Raw genomic sequence first — 16,147 nt, forward strand, 5'->3', positions numbered from 1 at the left:
CCTTGTCGCCATGTCCACTCGACCACTAGTGTCGGCTCGCCGTGGTGCTCGGGAAGCCGGTTCGATGCCGGCGCGGCCCTCGCCACTGTGATCGGGAAGTTCTCCTCCACCCCCGCGGGAACGTTGATTCGTCGCCTCGGGAAGCCACTGGGACCGCTGTCGCGGACCCGGGAAGGCGGAGACGTGAACGCACGACCCGTCAGCCAGGAGACCGGCCACGGCGATCGTCCGTCCACGAGGTGTTGGAGAGGGACCCTTCCTCATGCATATCGCCGAGGGCTATCTGCCCTGGGAACACGCCGCCGCCTGGGGCGTCGCGTCGACCCCGTTCGTCGTCCACGGTGCCCGCGCGCTCACCCGCGAGGTGCGCGACCGGCCCGAGAACACCCTGCTGCTCGGCGCGTCCGGCGCCTTCTCGTTCGTGTTGTCCGCGCTGAAGATCCCATCCGTCACCGGCAGTTGCTCGCATCCCACCGGCACCGGCCTGGGCGCCATCCTGTTCCGGCCGCCGATCATGGCGGTGCTCGGCACGATCACCCTGCTCTTCCAGGCGTTGCTGCTCGCCCACGGCGGGTTGACCACGCTCGGCGCGAACGTGTTCTCGATGGCGATCGTCGGCCCCTGGGCCGGCTACGGCGCGTACCGGCTCGCCCGCTCGCTCCTGGACCGGCGCGGCGGCACCATGCCGCTGGACGTCGCGGTGTTCGCCGGCGCATTCGTCGCGGACCTGAGCACCTACTGCGTCACCAGCGTGCAGCTCGCCCTCGCCTTCCCCGACCCGGACAGCGGATTCCCGGGCGCGCTGGCCAAGTTCGGCGGCATCTTCTCGCTCACCCAGATCCCGCTGGCGATCAGCGAGGGCCTGCTGACCGTCCTGGTGGTGCGCCTGCTGCGCCAATCCAGTCGCGGTGACCTGATCCGCCTCGGCGTGCTGAGCGACGCCCGGCCCGTGCGCGAGGAGGAGAAGAGCAAGTGAAGCGCTCGACGAAGATCAACCTGCTGCTCGTGCTGGCCGTGGTGCTGCTCGCGGCGCTGCCCGTGGTGTTCGGCATGGGCGACGACAAGGACGAGCCGTTCACGGGTTCCGACGCCCGGGCCGAGACCGCGATCACCGAGAACGACCCTGACTACAAGCCGTGGTTCAGCCCGCTGTACGAGCCGCCGTCCGGCGAGATCGAGTCCGGCCTGTTCGCGCTCCAGGCCGCGCTCGGCGCGGGTGTCGTCGGGTACATGTTCGGCGTCAAGCGCACCCGCCGAAAGCTCGCGCCCGAGGCGAGCGACACCCCCGACGGGTCGGGCCCGGGGCCCGATCCGGCCGCCGCGCAGGACCCGGTATCGGTCCCGGGTCGCTGACCCGTGTTGCCGATCGACGCGGCGGCGCATGCCAGTGCCTGGCGCCGCCGCCATCCGGCCGACAAGGCCGTGCTCTCCTTCGGGCTGCTCGGGTGCGCGGTGGCGCTGCCGCCGTGGCCGGGCGCGGTGCTGGTCGCGGTCACCGTGCTGACCATCGCGCTCGGCTTCGCCGAGGTGCCCGCCCGACGACTGTGGCGGGCGGCCCGCGCGCCGCTGGGATTCGCGGTGACCGGCGCGCTGACCCTGCTCGTGTCGATCCGTGCGGACGGCGTCGGCTGGGCGCCGGACGGGCCGCGCCACGCGGGCGAGTTGGTGGCCCGCTCCGGTGCGGCCGGGTTGGCGATGTTGTTGTTCGCGTTCACCACGCCGCTGTCGGACGTCCTGCCCCGGCTGACCCGGGTGGGTGTGCCGGCGGCCGTGGTGGACGTGGCGGCGGTGATGTACCGGATGTTGTTCCTGCTCTACGACACCACCGCCCGGATCAACCAGGCCCAGGCCGGGCGGCTCGGGCATCGCACCCGGCGGGCCCGGTGGCGCTCGGTGGCCGGGCTCGGGTCGGCGGTGTTCGTGCACGCCTTCGCGCGGGCCCGGCGGCTGGAGGAAGGGCTGGCCGGGCGCGGCTACGACGGGCGGTTGCGGGTGCTCGTGGACGAGGTGCCCGTCTCGCGCGGCTTCATGGCCGGGTCCGTGTTCCTCGTGGCGGCGGTCGTCGTCGCCACTCTTCTTCTGGGATCGGTGATGCCGTGATTCCGCTGCGGGTACGAGAGGTCGGCTACGCCTACGAGGACGGGCCGCCGGTGCTGAGCGGGTTGTCCCTGGCCGTCCCGGCGGGCCGGGCGCTGGCCCTGCTCGGGCCGAACGGCAGCGGCAAGACCACGCTGCTGCGGCTGTTGACCGGTGGCCTGGTGCCGGGTTCGGGTCGGGTGGAGCTGCACGGTACGCCGATTCGGCACGACCGCAAGGGACTTGCCGAACTGCGCCGGGTGGTGCAGCTGGTCGTGCAGGATCCCGACGACCAGCTGTTCTCCGCGTCGGTGGCCCAGGACGTCTCGTTCGGGCCGCTGAACCTCGGGCTCGCGCCGGACGAGGTGCGCTCACGGGTGGCCGAGGCGTTGGCCGCGCTGGGCATCGCCGACCTGGCCGAGCGGCCGGTGCACCTGCTGTCCTTCGGGCAGCGCAAGCGGGTCGCGATCGCCGGCGCGATCGCCATGCGGCCGCAGGTGCTGGTCCTGGACGAGCCGACGGCGGGCCTGGATCCGGCCGGTCAGGAGGCGCTGCTCGACACGCTCGCCGAGCTGCGTGCCGCCGGGACGACGGTGGTGATGGCCACCCACGACGTGGACCTGGCGCTGCGCTGGGCCGACGACGCGGCCGTGCTCGCCGACGGGCGGCTGCACACCGGGCCGGCCGCGGAGCTGCTCGCGGACACCACGCTGCTGGCCGCCGCGAGCCTGCGGCCGACTTGGGCGCACGCAGTGGCCGCGGTATTGATCGCGCACGGGGTGGCCCCGCCCGGCACGCTGCCCCGGACCCCGGCCGAACTGACCGCCCTGGCGCTGCCCGCGCGGCCGCGTACGCACTGACCGCGGCCCGGCTCAGCGGCGGCGCAGCAGCACCACCGCGCGGTCGTCGCCCACGTTGCGCCCGGCCGCCGCCACGATCCGCCGCGCCGCGTCGTGGAAGTCGTCCCGGACCAGCCGCTCCGCCTCGCCCAGGAACCGGTCGATGCCGGTGGCGATGTCCTCGCCGGGCAGTTCCACCATGCCGTCGGTGAACAACAGCAGCGCGTCGCCGTGGTCCAGTCGGCCGCGCGCCCCCTCGAACGTGGCGTCGTCGAGCACGCCCAGGAGCGGGCCGACCGCCTCGACCACCCGCCACCGCCCGGTCCCGGCGATCCAGTGCACACCCGGCGGGTGGCCCGCCGACAACAACTCGTACTCGCCCGACTGCAGGTCGAGCACCACGTGCACCGCCGTCGCGAAGCCCTCGGCCCATTCCTGGCGGAGCAGGTAGTCGTTGGCGGCCGGCAGGAATCCGTGCGGCGGCAGCGACCCGAGCAGCCCGCCGAACGCACCGGAGAGCATCAGTGCCCGCGTCCCCGCCGCCAGCCCCTTGCCGGAGACGTCGACGAGCACCACTTCGAGCACCCGCCCACCGGTCGAACTGCGGGCGGCGACCAGGAAGTCGCCGGAGAACGACTGCCCGCCGGCCGGCCGCAACACCACCTCGGTGTGCCACTGCGGCGGCAACACCGGCATCTCGCCCTGCGCCCGCAACCGGTCGCGCAAATCGAACAACATCGACTCGCCGCGCGTCCACTGCACGCCCAGCCGGGTCCGCATCCGGGCCATCAGCAACACGATGCCGGCGACCGCCGCGACCACCAGGACGGAGCCGGCGGTGACCTCGTCGGGGTCGTGCACCCGGTCCTCCGCGACCAGCACCCCGGCGGTCGCCGCGTAGAGCAGCAGCAGGCTGGGCATGCGCAGCACCAGGCCGCCGACCAGGATCGGCAGCACGGGTGCGGTCGCCGGGAACCAGTCGCCGTTCAGATCGGAGAGCAGCCCGCACGCGGTGACCGCGACCAGCAGAACGGCCAGCGCGAAGCGGTCGGAGGGGAACACCCGATGCCGCAGCCAGGCCACGATCCGCCGGCCCCGGCGGGCCAGCGCCGCCCGCCTCCCCGTCCGGCTTGCCCGGTTCATCCTGCTCGTCGGCGCGGCCACCCCGCGACACTACCGAACGGGAACCAACCGGAGGTTACGCCGACGGCTGGCAGGTGGGGCACCAGAACAGATTCCGCCCGACCAACTCGGCGGTCCGCACCGGGGTTTCACAGATCAGGCAGGGCGCGTCGGTGCGCCGGTAGACGTACACCTCGCCGCCGTGGTCGTCCTTGCGCGGCTCGCGACCCATCGCCTCGGGAGTGTGCTCGGGCCGCACCGTGTCGATCCGGCCCAGCCGCACACCCTCGTGCATCAGCAGCACCAGGTCGGCCCACATCGCGTCCCAGGTGGCCCGCGCCAGCCGTTTGCCCGGCAGCTTGGGGTCCACCCCGAAGCGGAACAGCACCTCGGCGCGGTAGACGTTGCCCACACCGGCGAGCACGTCCTGCTCCATCAGCAGCGCGCCGATCGGCTTCGCGCTGCGCTCGATGCGCCGCCAGGCCGCGGCCGGGTCGGCGTCCTCGCGCAGCGGATCGGGGCCGAGCCGGGCGTGCACCGCGTCCTTCTCGGCCCGCTCCAGGAGCCGGCACGCGGTCGGTCCGCGCAGATCGGCCCAGCTCGCCCCGCCGGGCACCTTCGCGGCCATCCGCAGCCGGACCTGGCCGACCGGCTCCGGCAACTTCTCGCCCTCGCCGAAGGAGAACTGTCCGTAGAGGCCCAGGTGCACATGCACGAAGCGCTCGCCGGGGAACTCCAGGAACAGGTGCTTCCCGTGCGCGTCGGTATCCACCAGACGCTCCCCGTCGAGCAGCGCGGCGCTCTCCGCGAAGCGCCCCTGCGGACTGCTCAGCCGCAGCGGCACGTCGGCGAAACGCTCCCGGTGCTCGGCGGCGAGACGGTGAATGGTGTGGCCCTCGGGCACGCGGCCTCCAGCTCTGCGACGGATGGGGACACGGGCGGTGTGTCGCGCTCCACGCTACCGACCCGCACCGACACGCGGCCGCCCCCGACCGGACGGACCGATCGGGGGCGGCGGGAGGTGCGGGGTAAGGGGCGCGGGCTACGGCAGGGCCGGCAGCTCGCCGGTGTTCTCGTACTTGGTCAGCATGGAGATCCGCCGGGTGTGCCGCTCGGCCTCGCTGTACGGGGTGTTCACGAAGACCTCGAGGAACTTGGTCGCGTCGTCGAGAGTGTGCATGCGCGCGCCCATCGAGATCACGTTCGCGTTGTTGTGCTCGCGGGCCAGCGACGCGGTCTCCTCGCTCCACACCAGGGCGCAGCGCACCCCCTTGACCTTGTTCGCCGCGATCGCCTCGCCGTTGCCGGAGCCGCCGAGGACCACGCCCAGGCTGCCGGGGTCGGCCGCGACGCGCTCGCCGGCGCGCAGACAGTACACGGGGTAGTCGTAGGAGTCGGCCTGGACGGCCGGGCCGCAGTCGACGGCCTCGTGGCCGTTGGCGTCGAGCCACGCGATGAGGTGCTGCTTGAGGTCGTAGCCGGCATGGTCGGAGCCGAGGTAAACGCGCATGGGGCGCAGTCTCTCAGGCCCGGTCCCGAACGTCCCCTCAGGGCCGGTATCCACCGGGTGGCGTGTCCGGCGCACCGGTCGGCCGCGGCGGCGCGGTGGGCGGCGGCCCGGCCGGACGGATGGTGGTCGGCGCGTCGTAGGGCGACTGCGCGCCGTAGCCGGGGTGGCCGGAGGCGGGCGGGGCGCCGTAGCCGAAGGGCGGGCCGTATCCACCCGGTGACAGCGGCGAGGCGGGCGGCCCGAAGCTCGCCGCCGACCGGTAGGCGGCCACCGCCGCCAGACCGACCAGCCAACCGAGGACGACGCCGAAGTAGGCCCCGGCCTGTGCGTTGGCCATGACCCGGTCGAAGCCGGCTCCCTCGGGAATGGTCACCTCCTCGTCGTTGGCGATGGCGACCACGGTCAGTCCGTTCACGGCGCCGCCGAACACCAGCGAGAACCAGCCGACGACGAACGCGGTGAACCCGCCGGACCGTTCGCCCAGACCCCGCGCACCGAGCGCGAGCACCGCGGCGACCGCCACGAGCAGCAGCGCGAAGCCGACGAATCCGGCGGTGATGTAGCGGGTGGTGAAGGTCTCGCCGAACTCGTCGCCCAGTTCGTCCCGATCCACGACCCACAGCGGATAGCCGACGATGCGCAGCAGCGTGGTGTACCACTTGTCGTGATCGCTGCTCTCCTTCCATGCCTCCTTGAAGACCCACTGGTTGCCCAGGCCGGCCACGAGGAGGAAGGCGACGATGGTCCCGCTGACGGCGATGCGCTTGCTTGCCCCCGGTCTCATGACACGAGGTTAGGCGTCTTCGGGCGTGCTTCGCCAAAGAAAACCGGACCCCGATTCCCATGTGTGGGAAACGGGGTCCGGGCTTTCGACTTCCGGCGTCCGAAACGAGTGACGAAGCGTCAGCCGCGCCGGCCGACCAGCTTCCAGGCGCTGGGCAGCAGCGCCATCGCCAGCGCGATCTTGACCGCGTCGCCGAGGAGGTAGTTGCGCATGCCGATCTCGTACGCCTGCGACATCGAGATGCCCAGGTCGTGCGCGAGGTAGGTGAGGCCCGCCGCGTAGATCACCGCGTTGCCGAGGAGCATCGTGCCCGCGGTGCGCAGCGGGCTGCGGTCGGTGCCGCGCTGGGCCAGGAAGCCGGCCGCGGCCGCCGCGAGCACCATGCCGAACACGTAGCCCAGGGTCGGGAATCCGGTCCCGGAGGTGCCCTCCGCGAACCAGGGCATCCCGGCCGCGCCCAGGCCCAGGTAGAGCACCATCGCGGCGAGCCCGCGCCAGGCGCCGAGCGCGCTGCCGGCGAGCAGGACGGCGAAGGTCTGGCCGGTCACCGGCACCGGCGAACCGGGCACCGGGACGGAGATCTGGGCGGCGAGGCCGACGAACGCGGACGCGCCGACGATCAGCGCGGCGTCACGAACGGCCGCGCCGCGAAAGACGCGGGCCGGGACGAGGTCGGCCAGAACGGGGCGGCGCGCATCGAGAAGGGCAGTGCTCACAGCGGACTCCACACTCTTGTGTTGCGGGACCCTGTGAACTTAACCAATCGGACATCGAGCGGTCACAGTGGTGCCCGACAACGTACGGATCCGCACTTTGTCGAACACCACCGAAACGACCCCCCGCTACCGCAACGCCCGGGAATTCCGGCGCTTCGCAAGCGCGGCGCCTCAGAACTGCAGCGCCTTGACCTCCAGGTACTCCTCCAGGCCGTGGCGCCCCAGTTCGCGCCCGTTGCCCGACTGCTTGTACCCGCCGAACGGCGCGATCGGGTTGAACGCGCCGCCGTTGATCTCCACCTGCCCGGTACGCAGCCGGCGCGCGAACGCCACCGCCGCCTCCCGGGTCGGCGCCCACACCGCACCGGACAGGCCGTACGGGTGTCGTTGGCGATCCGCTCGGCCTCCTCCTCGGTGTCGTAGGCCATGATCGACAACACCGGCCCGAAGATCTCCTCGCGCGCGATGGTCATCTCGGGGGTCACGTCGGTGAACACGGTGGGCCGCACGTGGTAGCCGACCTCGACCCCCTCGGGCAGCTCCGCACCGCCCGTGGCCAGCGTCGCCCCCTCGGCCAGCCCCTTGGCGATGTAGCCGCGCACCCGCTCGAACTGGGTCGCGTTGACCAGCGGGCCGAGCCGCTGTGCCGACGCCTCGGCGGCGGCGGTGGCCAGCTCGACCGCGCGCGGCAGGTCGTCGCGGTGCACCAGCATCCGGGTCAGCGCGCTGCACGTCTGACCGCTGTTGCGGAACGCGCCGTCGATGCCCGCCCGAACCGCCTTGTCCAGGTCGGTACCCGGCAGGATCACATTGGCGGACTTGCCGCCGAGTTCGAGCGCGACCCGCTTGACCGTCGCCGACGCCAGCTCCGACACCCGGGTGCCGGCCCGGGTCGAGCCGGTGAACGAGACCATGTCCACGTCCGGGTGGGACGCGATCGCCTCGCCCACCACCGGACCGGTGCCGGAGACCAGGTTCACCACACCCGGCGGGAAACCCGCGTCGTGCAGGATCTCGAAGAACAGGTGCGCGGCCTGCGGCGCCACCTCGCTGGCCTTGACCACCACGGTGCAGCCCGCGATCAGCGCCGGGGCGAGCTTGTTGGTGATCTGGTGCAGCGGGTAGTTCCATGGGGTGATCGCGCCGACCACGCCGACCGGTTCGCGCACCACCAGCGAGGTCCCGGCCTGCTCCTCCCACGGAAACTCCTCGGCGAGCGCGATGTAGCTCGCGAGCACCGTCAGCGGCAGGCCGACCTGCACCCGCGAGGCCAGCCACGCCGGCGCGCCCATGTCCTCGGTGATCACCTCGGCCATCGCGTCCGTGCGCTCCGCGAGCAGGTCCCGGGCCTTGGTCAGCAGCGCGGCCCGCTCGGCCGGGGCGGTGGCGGCCCAGCCGGGGAAGGCGCGCCTGGCCGCGGCCACGGCCAGGTCCACGTCGGCGGGTGTGCACTGCGGCACCGTCGCCACGACCTGTTCGGTGTTGGGGTCGACGACGTCGATGGTCTCGGTGGACGAGGGCGCCGTCCACGCGCCGTCGATGTAGATCGTGTCGTAAGCCTTGCTCATGCCGCCGGACTCCTCGCCGTTCGCCGCTGGTGACCTCCCCCGAGCGTACGGCGACACGGATACGATCCCCAGCGCCGACCCGAGCGCCCCCGCGACCGGCCCGAGCGGTCCCGCGCCGCCGGCCGCGCCGGTCAGCCCGTCGGACCGTTCGAGGTCCACACCAGTTCGCCGCTGTGTCCGGTCACCGGGAACTCCCGGGCCAGGCCCACCTCGTGCAGACGGGCGAGCGGGGTGAACGACATCCCGTACTCGTCCTTGTCCTTGTCGAAACCCCAGTCCTTGTACACCTCGACCCGGTACACCAGCCGCACGTCGGGCAACACCGGCGAGCCCGGGAGCGCGGCCCTCCCGGGCAACACCTCGATCCGGCCGGTGATCCGGTACTGCAGACCGCGCATCGCCAGCCACCAGTCGATGTCGTCCGCACGGCGGATGAGCACCCCGTGCCAGTGCGTGGTGGTCTCGAAGACGCTCTCCGTGCCCTCGCTGTCGTGCCAGCGGATCGCCGCGAGCGCCCACCACTCCTCGAAGTGGGTGAGCGCCGCGCGGCGAAACGGCTTGGCCCGCAGCGGCAGGGCCGGGTCGATCACGAACGGCGCGCCGCGGCCGACCAGGTAGTGCCGCAGCGAGGCGGCGCCGGTCCGCAGCCCCACCAACCGCCACAGCGGGACCAGCGCGCGCAGCCCCACGGCCAGCGCGCGGTCGCGCCACCGGGGCATGCGCGACGCGTAGGGGGCGTTGCCGTTGGGTGTGCGCGGATCCGGCCGCCCGGTTCGGGAGGTGTGGATCACACTGCTCTGGCGTTCCGGAGCCGTCATTTATCCAGATTAATTAGCTTTGTTTTACTTTGTAGTCGATGGCGAGCCGGAATCGACAGGTTTCATCCGGTCAGTCGAAACCGCCGGCGGCCGGTGCGAACCGCCGATCCCGGCCCGGCCGGATCGTCAGTCGAAGATCGGCCCCTGGTCCCGGGTGCGCTTGATCTCGAAGAAGCCGGGGGTGCCCGCGACCAGCACCACACCGTCCCACAGCCGGCCCGCGTCCTCGCCCTTGGGCGCCGGGGTCACCACCGGGCCGAAGAAGGACACGCCGTTGACGCTGATCACCGGGGTACCGACGTCCATGCCCACCCGGTCCATGCCGTCGTGGTGCGACTTGATCAGCGCCTCGTCGTACTCGGTCGAGTCGGCCGCGTCGGCGAGATCGGTGGGCAGCCCGGCCTCGGTCAGCGCCGCCTCGATCATCTCGCGCGAGAACTCCTCGCCGCCCGGGTGCCGACGGGTGCCCAGCGCCGTGTACAGCGGCAGCAGTACCTCGTTGCCGAAGCGCTGCTCGGCGGCGATGCACACCCGCACCGGGCCCCAGCCGCGCTCCAGCATCTCCTTGTACGCCTCGGGTATGTCGTCCCGACCGCTGTTGAGCACCGACAGGCTCATCACGTGCCACTGCACGTCCACGGGGCGGATCTTCTCCACCTCGAGCATCCAGCGCGAGGTCATCCAGGCCCACGGACACAGCGGGTCGAACCAGAAGTGCGCGACGTCGCGGGCGGAGCCGTTGTCCTTGGTGGTCACTGCGGGGTTCCTCTCGGTCCTGATCTCTGGTCGTGCACAGTCTCTGGTCGTGCAAGGTGCCGCCTGGTTCGCGATGCGGTACGCCCGGCCGACGACGAAGCGCGGTTCGGACATACCGGCGTCCGCACGGCCGGCGTCGACTGTGCAACGGGCGACCGCGGTCCGCCATTCCCGAACAACCGGGCCGACAGGCGCCCCCGCGCCGTGAAAGGATCGCCGGGACCGCAGCCAACCAGGGAGTGATCCAGTGCCCGGCAGGAACCTGACCCGCGAGGAGGCCCGCGAGCGGGCCCGGATCCTGAGCGTCGAGGACTACGACGTCAGGCTCGACGTCAGCACCGACAGCACGGAGACGTTCCACTCCGAGACGGTGCTCCGTTTCGGATGCCGAGAGGCGGGTGCGGCCACGTTCGTGGACCTGCTCGCCCCGGAAGTACACGAGGTCGTGCTCAACGGCCGTGTACTCGATCCCGCCGAGGTCTTCGACGGCACTCGCGTGCTGCTGACCGACCTCGTCGAGGGCGCCAACGAACTGCGCGTACTCGCCTCCTGCGCCTACAGCCGCACCGGCGAGGGTCTGCACCGCTTCGTCGACCCGGTCGACGATCGGATCTACCTCTACACCCAGTACGAACCGGCCGACTCGCGCCGGGTGTTCGCCAACTTCGAGCAGCCCGACCTCAAGGCCTCGTTCCGGTTCTCGATCACCGCGCCGGCCGACTGGCGGGTGGTGTCGAACTCGACCACCCCGGAGCCGGAGCCGGTCCGCGAGGGGGTGGCCCGCTGGGACTTCGCCCCGACGCCGCGGATCTCCACCTACCTGACCGCGATAGTCGCCGGTCCGTACCACGCGGTCTTCGACACCTACACGAGCGACGCCGGCCTGGTCGTCCCGCTCGGCGGCTTCTGCCGCGCGTCGCTGGCCGAGTCGTTCGACCACGAGGAGATCTTCGCGGTCACCAAGCAGGGCCTGGACCTGTTCCACGACCGGTTCGACTTCCCCTACCCGTTCGGGAAGTACGACCAGCTCTTCGTGCCCGAGTACAACCTCGGCGCGATGGAGAACCCGGGCGCGGTCACCTTCACCGAGGAATACGTCTTCCGCTCCAAGGTCACCGACTCCGCGTACGAGGGCCGCGCCAACGTGCTCCTGCACGAGATGGCGCACATGTGGTTCGGCGACCTGGTCACCCCGCGCTGGTGGGACGACCTGTGGCTGAAGGAGTCCTTCGCGGACTTCATGGGCTCCTACTCGCAGGGCGCGGCGACCCGCTGGACCGACGCCTGGACCAGCTTCGCCGCCCGCCGCAAGGACTGGGCGTATCGCCAGGACCAGTTGCCCACCACCCACCCGATCGTGGCGGTGATCAACGACCTGGAGGACGCCAAGCTCAACTTCGACGGGATCACCTACGCCAAGGGCGCCTCGGTGCTCAAGCAGCTGGTCGCCTACGTCGGCGAGGACGAGTTCTTCGCGGGCGCCCGGTCCTACTTCCGCACGCACGCCTGGGGCAACACCACCCTCGCCGACTTCCTCACCGCCCTGGAGGAGACCTCCGGCCGGGACCTGAAGTCGTGGTCGGCGGACTGGCTGGAGACCTCCGGCGTCAATACGCTGCGGCCGGAGATCGAGACCGACGCCGCCGGGGTGATCACCTCCTTCGCCGTGCTCCAGGAGGCCGCGCCGGGCTTCCCGACGCTGCGCCCGCACCGGATCGCGATCGGCCTGTACGACGGCGCCGAGCGCGTCGCCCGGGTCGAGGTGGACGTGGTCGGCGAGCGCACCGATGTACCGGCGCTGGTCGGCCGTGTCCGCACCCCGCTGATCCTGCTCAACGACGACGACCTCACCTACGCGAAGGTGCGCTTCGACCCCGAGTCGTGGCGGGCGCTGCTCGACTCGCTCGGCACGATCGAGTCCTCGCTGGCCCGCGCCCTGTGCTGGGGTGCGGCGTGGGACATGACCCGCGACGGCGAGCTGTCCGCCCGCGACTACCTGGACCTGGTGCTGCGGCACGCGGGTCGGGAGAGCGACGTGGGCGTGGTGCAGAAGCTGCACACCCAGGTCAAGACCGGCCTGGACCACTACACCGACCCGGAGTTCCGGGCCGAGGCGCTGCACCGGCTCGCGAGCGGCGCCGCCGACGAGCTGCGGGCCGCGCCGGCCGGCGGCGACCACCAGCTGGCCTGGGCCCGCTGCCTGGCCTCGGCCTCCGCGACGCCCGACGAACTCGCCTTCCTGCGCGAGCTGTTGTCCGGCGCACAGGAGATCCCCGGGCTGGCCATGGACACCGAGCTGCGCTGGGCGATGTTGCGCGCGCTGTGCGCGGGCGGCGCCGCCGACGAGCCCGAGATCGCCGCCGAACTCGACCGCGACGGCACCGCCGCGGGCCGGCGGCACGCGATCGAGTGCCGCGCCGCACGGCCCACCGCCGAGGCCAAGGCCGAGGCATGGCACCTGGCGGTGGAGACCGACGAATTGCCCAACGCCACACTCGGCGCGGTGATCGCCGGCTTCGCCACCGCCGGCCAGGAGGAGCTGACCGAGCCGTACGTCGACCGCTACTTCGCCGCCCTGGCGCCGGTCTGGCGGGACCGCTCGATCGAGATCGCGCGGCGCATCGTGGTCGGCCTGTACCCGTCGGGCCGGATCGACCCCGACACGTTGCGCCGCACCGACGACTGGCTGGCCGCCGCCGAACCGGTGCCGGCCCTGCGCCGCCTGGTCCTGGAATGCCGCGACGACGTGGCCCGCGCCCTCCGAGCGCGCGGGCGCGACCGGCGCAACTGAAGTCCCTCCCGGACCCCGCCGCCGACCGCGGCGGGGTCCGGTCCGTCGGCCGCCCATCCCGGCGGCGCCCATCCCACAAGGAGCGCAGCGTGCCCGGTACCAACCTGACGCGTGACGAGGCCCGCGAGCGGGCCCGGATCCTCACCGTCGACTCGTACGACGTCACCCTCGACCTGACCGGCACCGGGGCGACGTTCCCGTCCACGACCGTGGTGCGGTTCGGGTGTACCGAGCCCGGCGCGGCGACCTTCGTCGATCTGATCGCCCCCGAGGTGCACGAGATCACCCTCAACGGCAAGGCGCTCGACGTCGACGCGGTGTTCGCGGACAGCCGGATCGCGCTCGCCGACCTGGCCGAGAGCAACGAGCTGCGCGTGGTGGCGTCCTGCGCCTACATGAACACCGGCGAGGGCCTGCACCGCTTCGTCGACCCGGTCGACGGCAAGACCTACCTCTACACCCAGTTCGAGGTGGCCGACGCCCGCCGGGTGTTCGCCAACTTCGAACAGCCCGACCTCAAGGCCACGTTCGCGTTCACCATCACCGCGCCGAGCGAGTGGCGGGTGGTCTCCTGCTCGCCCACCCCCGAGCCGACGGCGGGCACCGACGGCGCCTCGGTGTGGGCGTTCGAGCCGACCCCGCGGATCTCCACCTACATCACCGCGCTGGTCGCGGGCCACTACCACGCGGCCCACGACAGCTACACCGCCGCCGACGGCACCGTGGTGCCGCTCGGCGTGTACTGCCGCTCCTCGCTCGCGCCGCACCTGGACGCGGACGCCATCTTCGACGTCACCAAGCAGGGCTTCGACTACTTCCTGGGCCAGTTCGACTTCCCGTACCCGTTCGGGAAGTACGACCAGCTCTTCGTGCCGGAGTACAACGCGGGCGCGATGGAGAACGCGGGCTGCGTGACGATCCTGGAGGACTACGTCTTCCGCTCCAAGGTCACCGACGCGTCCTACGAGACGCGGGCCGAGACCATCCTGCACGAACTGGCGCACATGTGGTTCGGCGACCTGGTCACCATGCAGTGGTGGGACGACCTGTGGCTGAACGAGTCGTTCGCCACCTACGCGTCGGTGCGCTGCCAGGCCGAGGTGACCCGCTGGTCGCACGCGTGGGCCACGTTCGGCAACAAGATGAAGACGTGGGCCTACCGGCAGGACCAACTGCCGTCCACCCACCCGATCTTCGCCGACATCCGGGACCTGGAGGACGTCGAGGTCAACTTCGACGGCATCACCTACGCCAAGGGCGCCTCGGTGCTCAAGCAGTTGGTCGCCTACGTCGGCAGCGAGAACTTCTTCGCCGGTGTGCGGGCCTACTTCAAGAAGCACGCGTGGGGCAACAGCCGGCTGGCCGACCTGCTCGGCGCGCTGGAGCAGACCTCCGGCCGGGACCTGAAGGCGTGGTCGCGCGAGTGGCTGGAGACCGCAGGCGTGAATACGCTGCGGCCCGAGATCTCGCTCGGCCCGGACGGCGTGATCACCTCCTTCGCGGTGCTCCAGGAGGCCCCGGAGGCGTGGCCGACGCTGCGCTCGCACCGCATCGCGATCGGCTTCTACGACCGCACCGACGCGGGCCTGGTGCGCACCCACCGGCTGGAACTGGACATCGCCGGCGCGCGCACCGAGGTCGCGGAACTGGTCGGGCGCGCCCGGCCGGACGTGGTGCTGCTCAACGACGACGACCTGACGTACACCAAGATCCGGCTCGACGAGCAGTCGCTGGCCTGCGTCACCGAGGCGATCGGCGAGTTCGTCGAGCCGCTGCCGCGCGCGTTGTGCTGGGCCGCGGCGTGGGACATGACGCGCGACGCGGAGATGGCGGCGAGCGACTACCTCAAGCTGGTCCTGGCCGGCGCGGGCGGCGAGCGGGACATCAACATCGTCCAGTCGCTCCAGCGCCAGGTCACCAGCGCGTTGGAGCTGTACGTCAACCCGGCGCACCGCGAGCGCTCGCTGGCCGAACTCGCGGTCGCGGCGGAGCGGTTCCTGCGGGCGGCCGAGCCGGGCAGCGACCACCAGCTGGCCTGGACCCGCTGCCTGGCGACGGTGGCCGCACGACCGGACCACCTGGCGATCCTGCGCGGCCTGCTCGACGGCACCGAGACGATCGAGGGCCTGGCGATCGACCCGGACCTGCGCTGGACGCTGCTGCTGCGGCTGTCCGCGACCGGCGGGGCGAGCGAGGCCGATGTACTGGCCGAACTGGAGCGCGACTCCACCGCGGCCGGCCGGCGCTACGCGGAAGCGGCCCGCGCGGCCCGCCCGACCACCGAGGCCAAGGACGCGGCATGGGCGGCGGTGGTCGAATCCGACACCCTCCCCAACGCCACCCAGGCAGCGGTGATCGGCGGCTTCGTCCAACCCGCCCAGCGAGACCTGCTCGCCGATTACACGGAACGCTACTTCGACGCGATCGCCAACGTCTGGGCCACCCGCACCAACGAAATCGCCCAACAAATCGTCATCGGCCTCTACCCGACCCTCCAGGTCACCGAAGACACCCTCAACCGCACAGACGCCTGGCTGGCCTCCGCAGACCACCCGGCCGGCCTCCGCCGCCTGGTCCTCGAAAGCCGAGACGGCGTAGCCCGAAGCCTCCGAGCCCAAGCCCGAGACACCCACTAACAAAAAGCAGACACCCCGGCGGCCCGCCAACACGGGCCGGGCCGCCCCACACCCCACCAGCCGGGGCAGACCGCCCTGCAACCCGTAGTCCTCAAACACCGGCCGAACCGAAAACCAGCCCACCAGTCACAAGCAGCCCGGCCGGCGCTTGAGGCCAAGCAGCCCGGCCGGCGTTTGAGGCCAAGCAGCCCGGCCGGCGCTTGAGGCCACCGGACCGGAGGTCGGCCCACCCCGAAAGGGTCAACCCGGTGCGCACCCCACCGCACCGACCCGGTACCGTAACCCCCGTGGTGAACAGGAACGCACTTCGCGCCGGGGCCGTATCGGCCGTAGTCACGCTCATGTCGCTGATCTCGACGCCCGCCTTCGCGAACATCCGCGACGACGGCGACGAGCCCGGCGCAAGCATGGGCCTCGGCACGACGCTGGCCGTCTTCGTCGGCATCCCGATCCTGGCGTTCGTGGTCATCGCGGGCCTCGTGATGCTTCCGGACATCATCAAAAAGAAGCGCTGACCCTCCGCCGAAGCCG

The 16,147-nt window shown here is 71.8% G+C and carries 14 protein-coding genes, 1 pseudogene and 1 riboswitch; of the genes and pseudogenes, 7 read left to right on the forward strand and 8 right to left on the reverse strand.

Features of this window, described 5'->3' with window-relative positions:
* Positions 1–25: 25 nt before the first annotated feature.
* Positions 26–234, forward strand: a riboswitch (cobalamin riboswitch).
* A gap of 28 nt (positions 235–262) precedes the next feature.
* The 4 genes from ACMXN5_RS10650 to ACMXN5_RS10665 are packed head-to-tail and all read left to right on the forward strand — an operon-like array spanning position 263 to position 2,936.
* Positions 263–976: an energy-coupling factor ABC transporter permease gene (locus ACMXN5_RS10650; protein WP_395789536.1), complete on the forward strand. Its 714-nt coding sequence runs from the start codon at positions 263–265 to the stop codon at positions 974–976.
* On the forward strand, positions 973–1,353 hold the full coding sequence (locus ACMXN5_RS10655) for an energy-coupling factor ABC transporter substrate-binding protein (protein ID WP_439675024.1): 381 nt from the start codon (positions 973–975) through the stop codon (positions 1,351–1,353). The genes ACMXN5_RS10650 and ACMXN5_RS10655 overlap by 4 nt, the downstream gene beginning before the upstream one ends.
* Before the next feature lie 3 nt (positions 1,354–1,356).
* On the forward strand, positions 1,357–2,100 hold the full coding sequence (gene cbiQ, locus ACMXN5_RS10660) for a cobalt ECF transporter T component CbiQ (protein ID WP_439675025.1): 744 nt from the start codon (positions 1,357–1,359) through the stop codon (positions 2,098–2,100).
* The gene (locus ACMXN5_RS10665) at positions 2,097–2,936 is read left to right on the forward strand and encodes an energy-coupling factor ABC transporter ATP-binding protein (protein WP_439675026.1); all 840 of its coding nucleotides are present in this window, start codon (positions 2,097–2,099) and stop codon (positions 2,934–2,936) included. The genes cbiQ and ACMXN5_RS10665 overlap by 4 nt, the downstream gene beginning before the upstream one ends.
* A 12-nt stretch (positions 2,937–2,948) precedes the next feature.
* Here the strand turns inward: ACMXN5_RS10665 and ACMXN5_RS10670 are convergent, their stop codons facing one another.
* The 8 genes and pseudogenes from ACMXN5_RS10670 to ACMXN5_RS10705 form a co-directional block, all read right to left on the reverse strand.
* Positions 2,949–4,058 carry a PP2C family protein-serine/threonine phosphatase gene (locus ACMXN5_RS10670; protein WP_439675027.1) on the reverse strand — a complete coding sequence of 370 codons (1,110 nt, stop codon included), beginning with the start codon at positions 4,056–4,058 and terminating at the stop codon, positions 2,949–2,951.
* A gap of 55 nt (positions 4,059–4,113) precedes the next feature.
* Positions 4,114–4,941 carry an Fpg/Nei family DNA glycosylase gene (locus ACMXN5_RS10675; protein WP_395789545.1) on the reverse strand — a complete coding sequence of 276 codons (828 nt, stop codon included), beginning with the start codon at positions 4,939–4,941 and terminating at the stop codon, positions 4,114–4,116.
* A gap of 138 nt (positions 4,942–5,079) precedes the next feature.
* Positions 5,080–5,547 (reverse strand): ribose-5-phosphate isomerase, encoded by a 468-nt coding sequence (locus ACMXN5_RS10680; RefSeq protein WP_126642621.1) that lies wholly within the window; start codon positions 5,545–5,547, stop codon positions 5,080–5,082.
* A 37-nt stretch (positions 5,548–5,584) separates the two neighbouring features.
* Complete coding sequence (locus ACMXN5_RS10685) at positions 5,585–6,331, reverse strand: hypothetical protein (RefSeq protein ID WP_439675028.1); 747 nt, start codon at positions 6,329–6,331, stop codon at positions 5,585–5,587.
* A 119-nt stretch (positions 6,332–6,450) separates the two neighbouring features.
* Complete coding sequence (locus ACMXN5_RS10690; protein ID WP_439675029.1) at positions 6,451–7,047, reverse strand: biotin transporter BioY; 597 nt, start codon at positions 7,045–7,047, stop codon at positions 6,451–6,453.
* Positions 7,048–7,218: 171 nt separating this feature from the next.
* A pseudogene (locus ACMXN5_RS10695) lies at positions 7,219–8,615 on the reverse strand (aldehyde dehydrogenase family protein).
* A 131-nt stretch (positions 8,616–8,746) separates the two neighbouring features.
* Positions 8,747–9,433: a hypothetical protein gene (locus ACMXN5_RS10700; protein WP_439675030.1), complete on the reverse strand. Its 687-nt coding sequence runs from the start codon at positions 9,431–9,433 to the stop codon at positions 8,747–8,749.
* Between the two features lie 126 nt (positions 9,434–9,559).
* Positions 9,560–10,189: a mycothiol-dependent nitroreductase Rv2466c family protein gene (locus ACMXN5_RS10705; protein ID WP_380029062.1), complete on the reverse strand. Its 630-nt coding sequence runs from the start codon at positions 10,187–10,189 to the stop codon at positions 9,560–9,562.
* Between the two features lie 247 nt (positions 10,190–10,436).
* Between ACMXN5_RS10705 and pepN (ACMXN5_RS10710) the strand changes: the two genes are divergently transcribed.
* From pepN (ACMXN5_RS10710) to ACMXN5_RS10720, 3 genes are all read left to right on the forward strand, one after another.
* The gene (pepN, locus tag ACMXN5_RS10710; protein WP_439675031.1) at positions 10,437–12,980 is read left to right on the forward strand and encodes an aminopeptidase N; all 2,544 of its coding nucleotides are present in this window, start codon (positions 10,437–10,439) and stop codon (positions 12,978–12,980) included.
* An 89-nt stretch (positions 12,981–13,069) separates the two neighbouring features.
* Positions 13,070–15,616, forward strand: coding sequence for an aminopeptidase N (pepN, locus tag ACMXN5_RS10715; protein ID WP_439675032.1), 2,547 nt, complete (start codon positions 13,070–13,072; stop codon positions 15,614–15,616).
* 287 nt (positions 15,617–15,903) lie between these two features.
* Positions 15,904–16,131, forward strand: coding sequence for a hypothetical protein (locus ACMXN5_RS10720; RefSeq protein WP_395789557.1), 228 nt, complete (start codon positions 15,904–15,906; stop codon positions 16,129–16,131).
* Positions 16,132–16,147 lie beyond the last annotated feature (16 nt).

The sequence above is a fragment of the Embleya australiensis genome (genome assembly GCF_051903075.1).
Classification (GTDB): domain Bacteria; phylum Actinomycetota; class Actinomycetes; order Streptomycetales; family Streptomycetaceae; genus Embleya.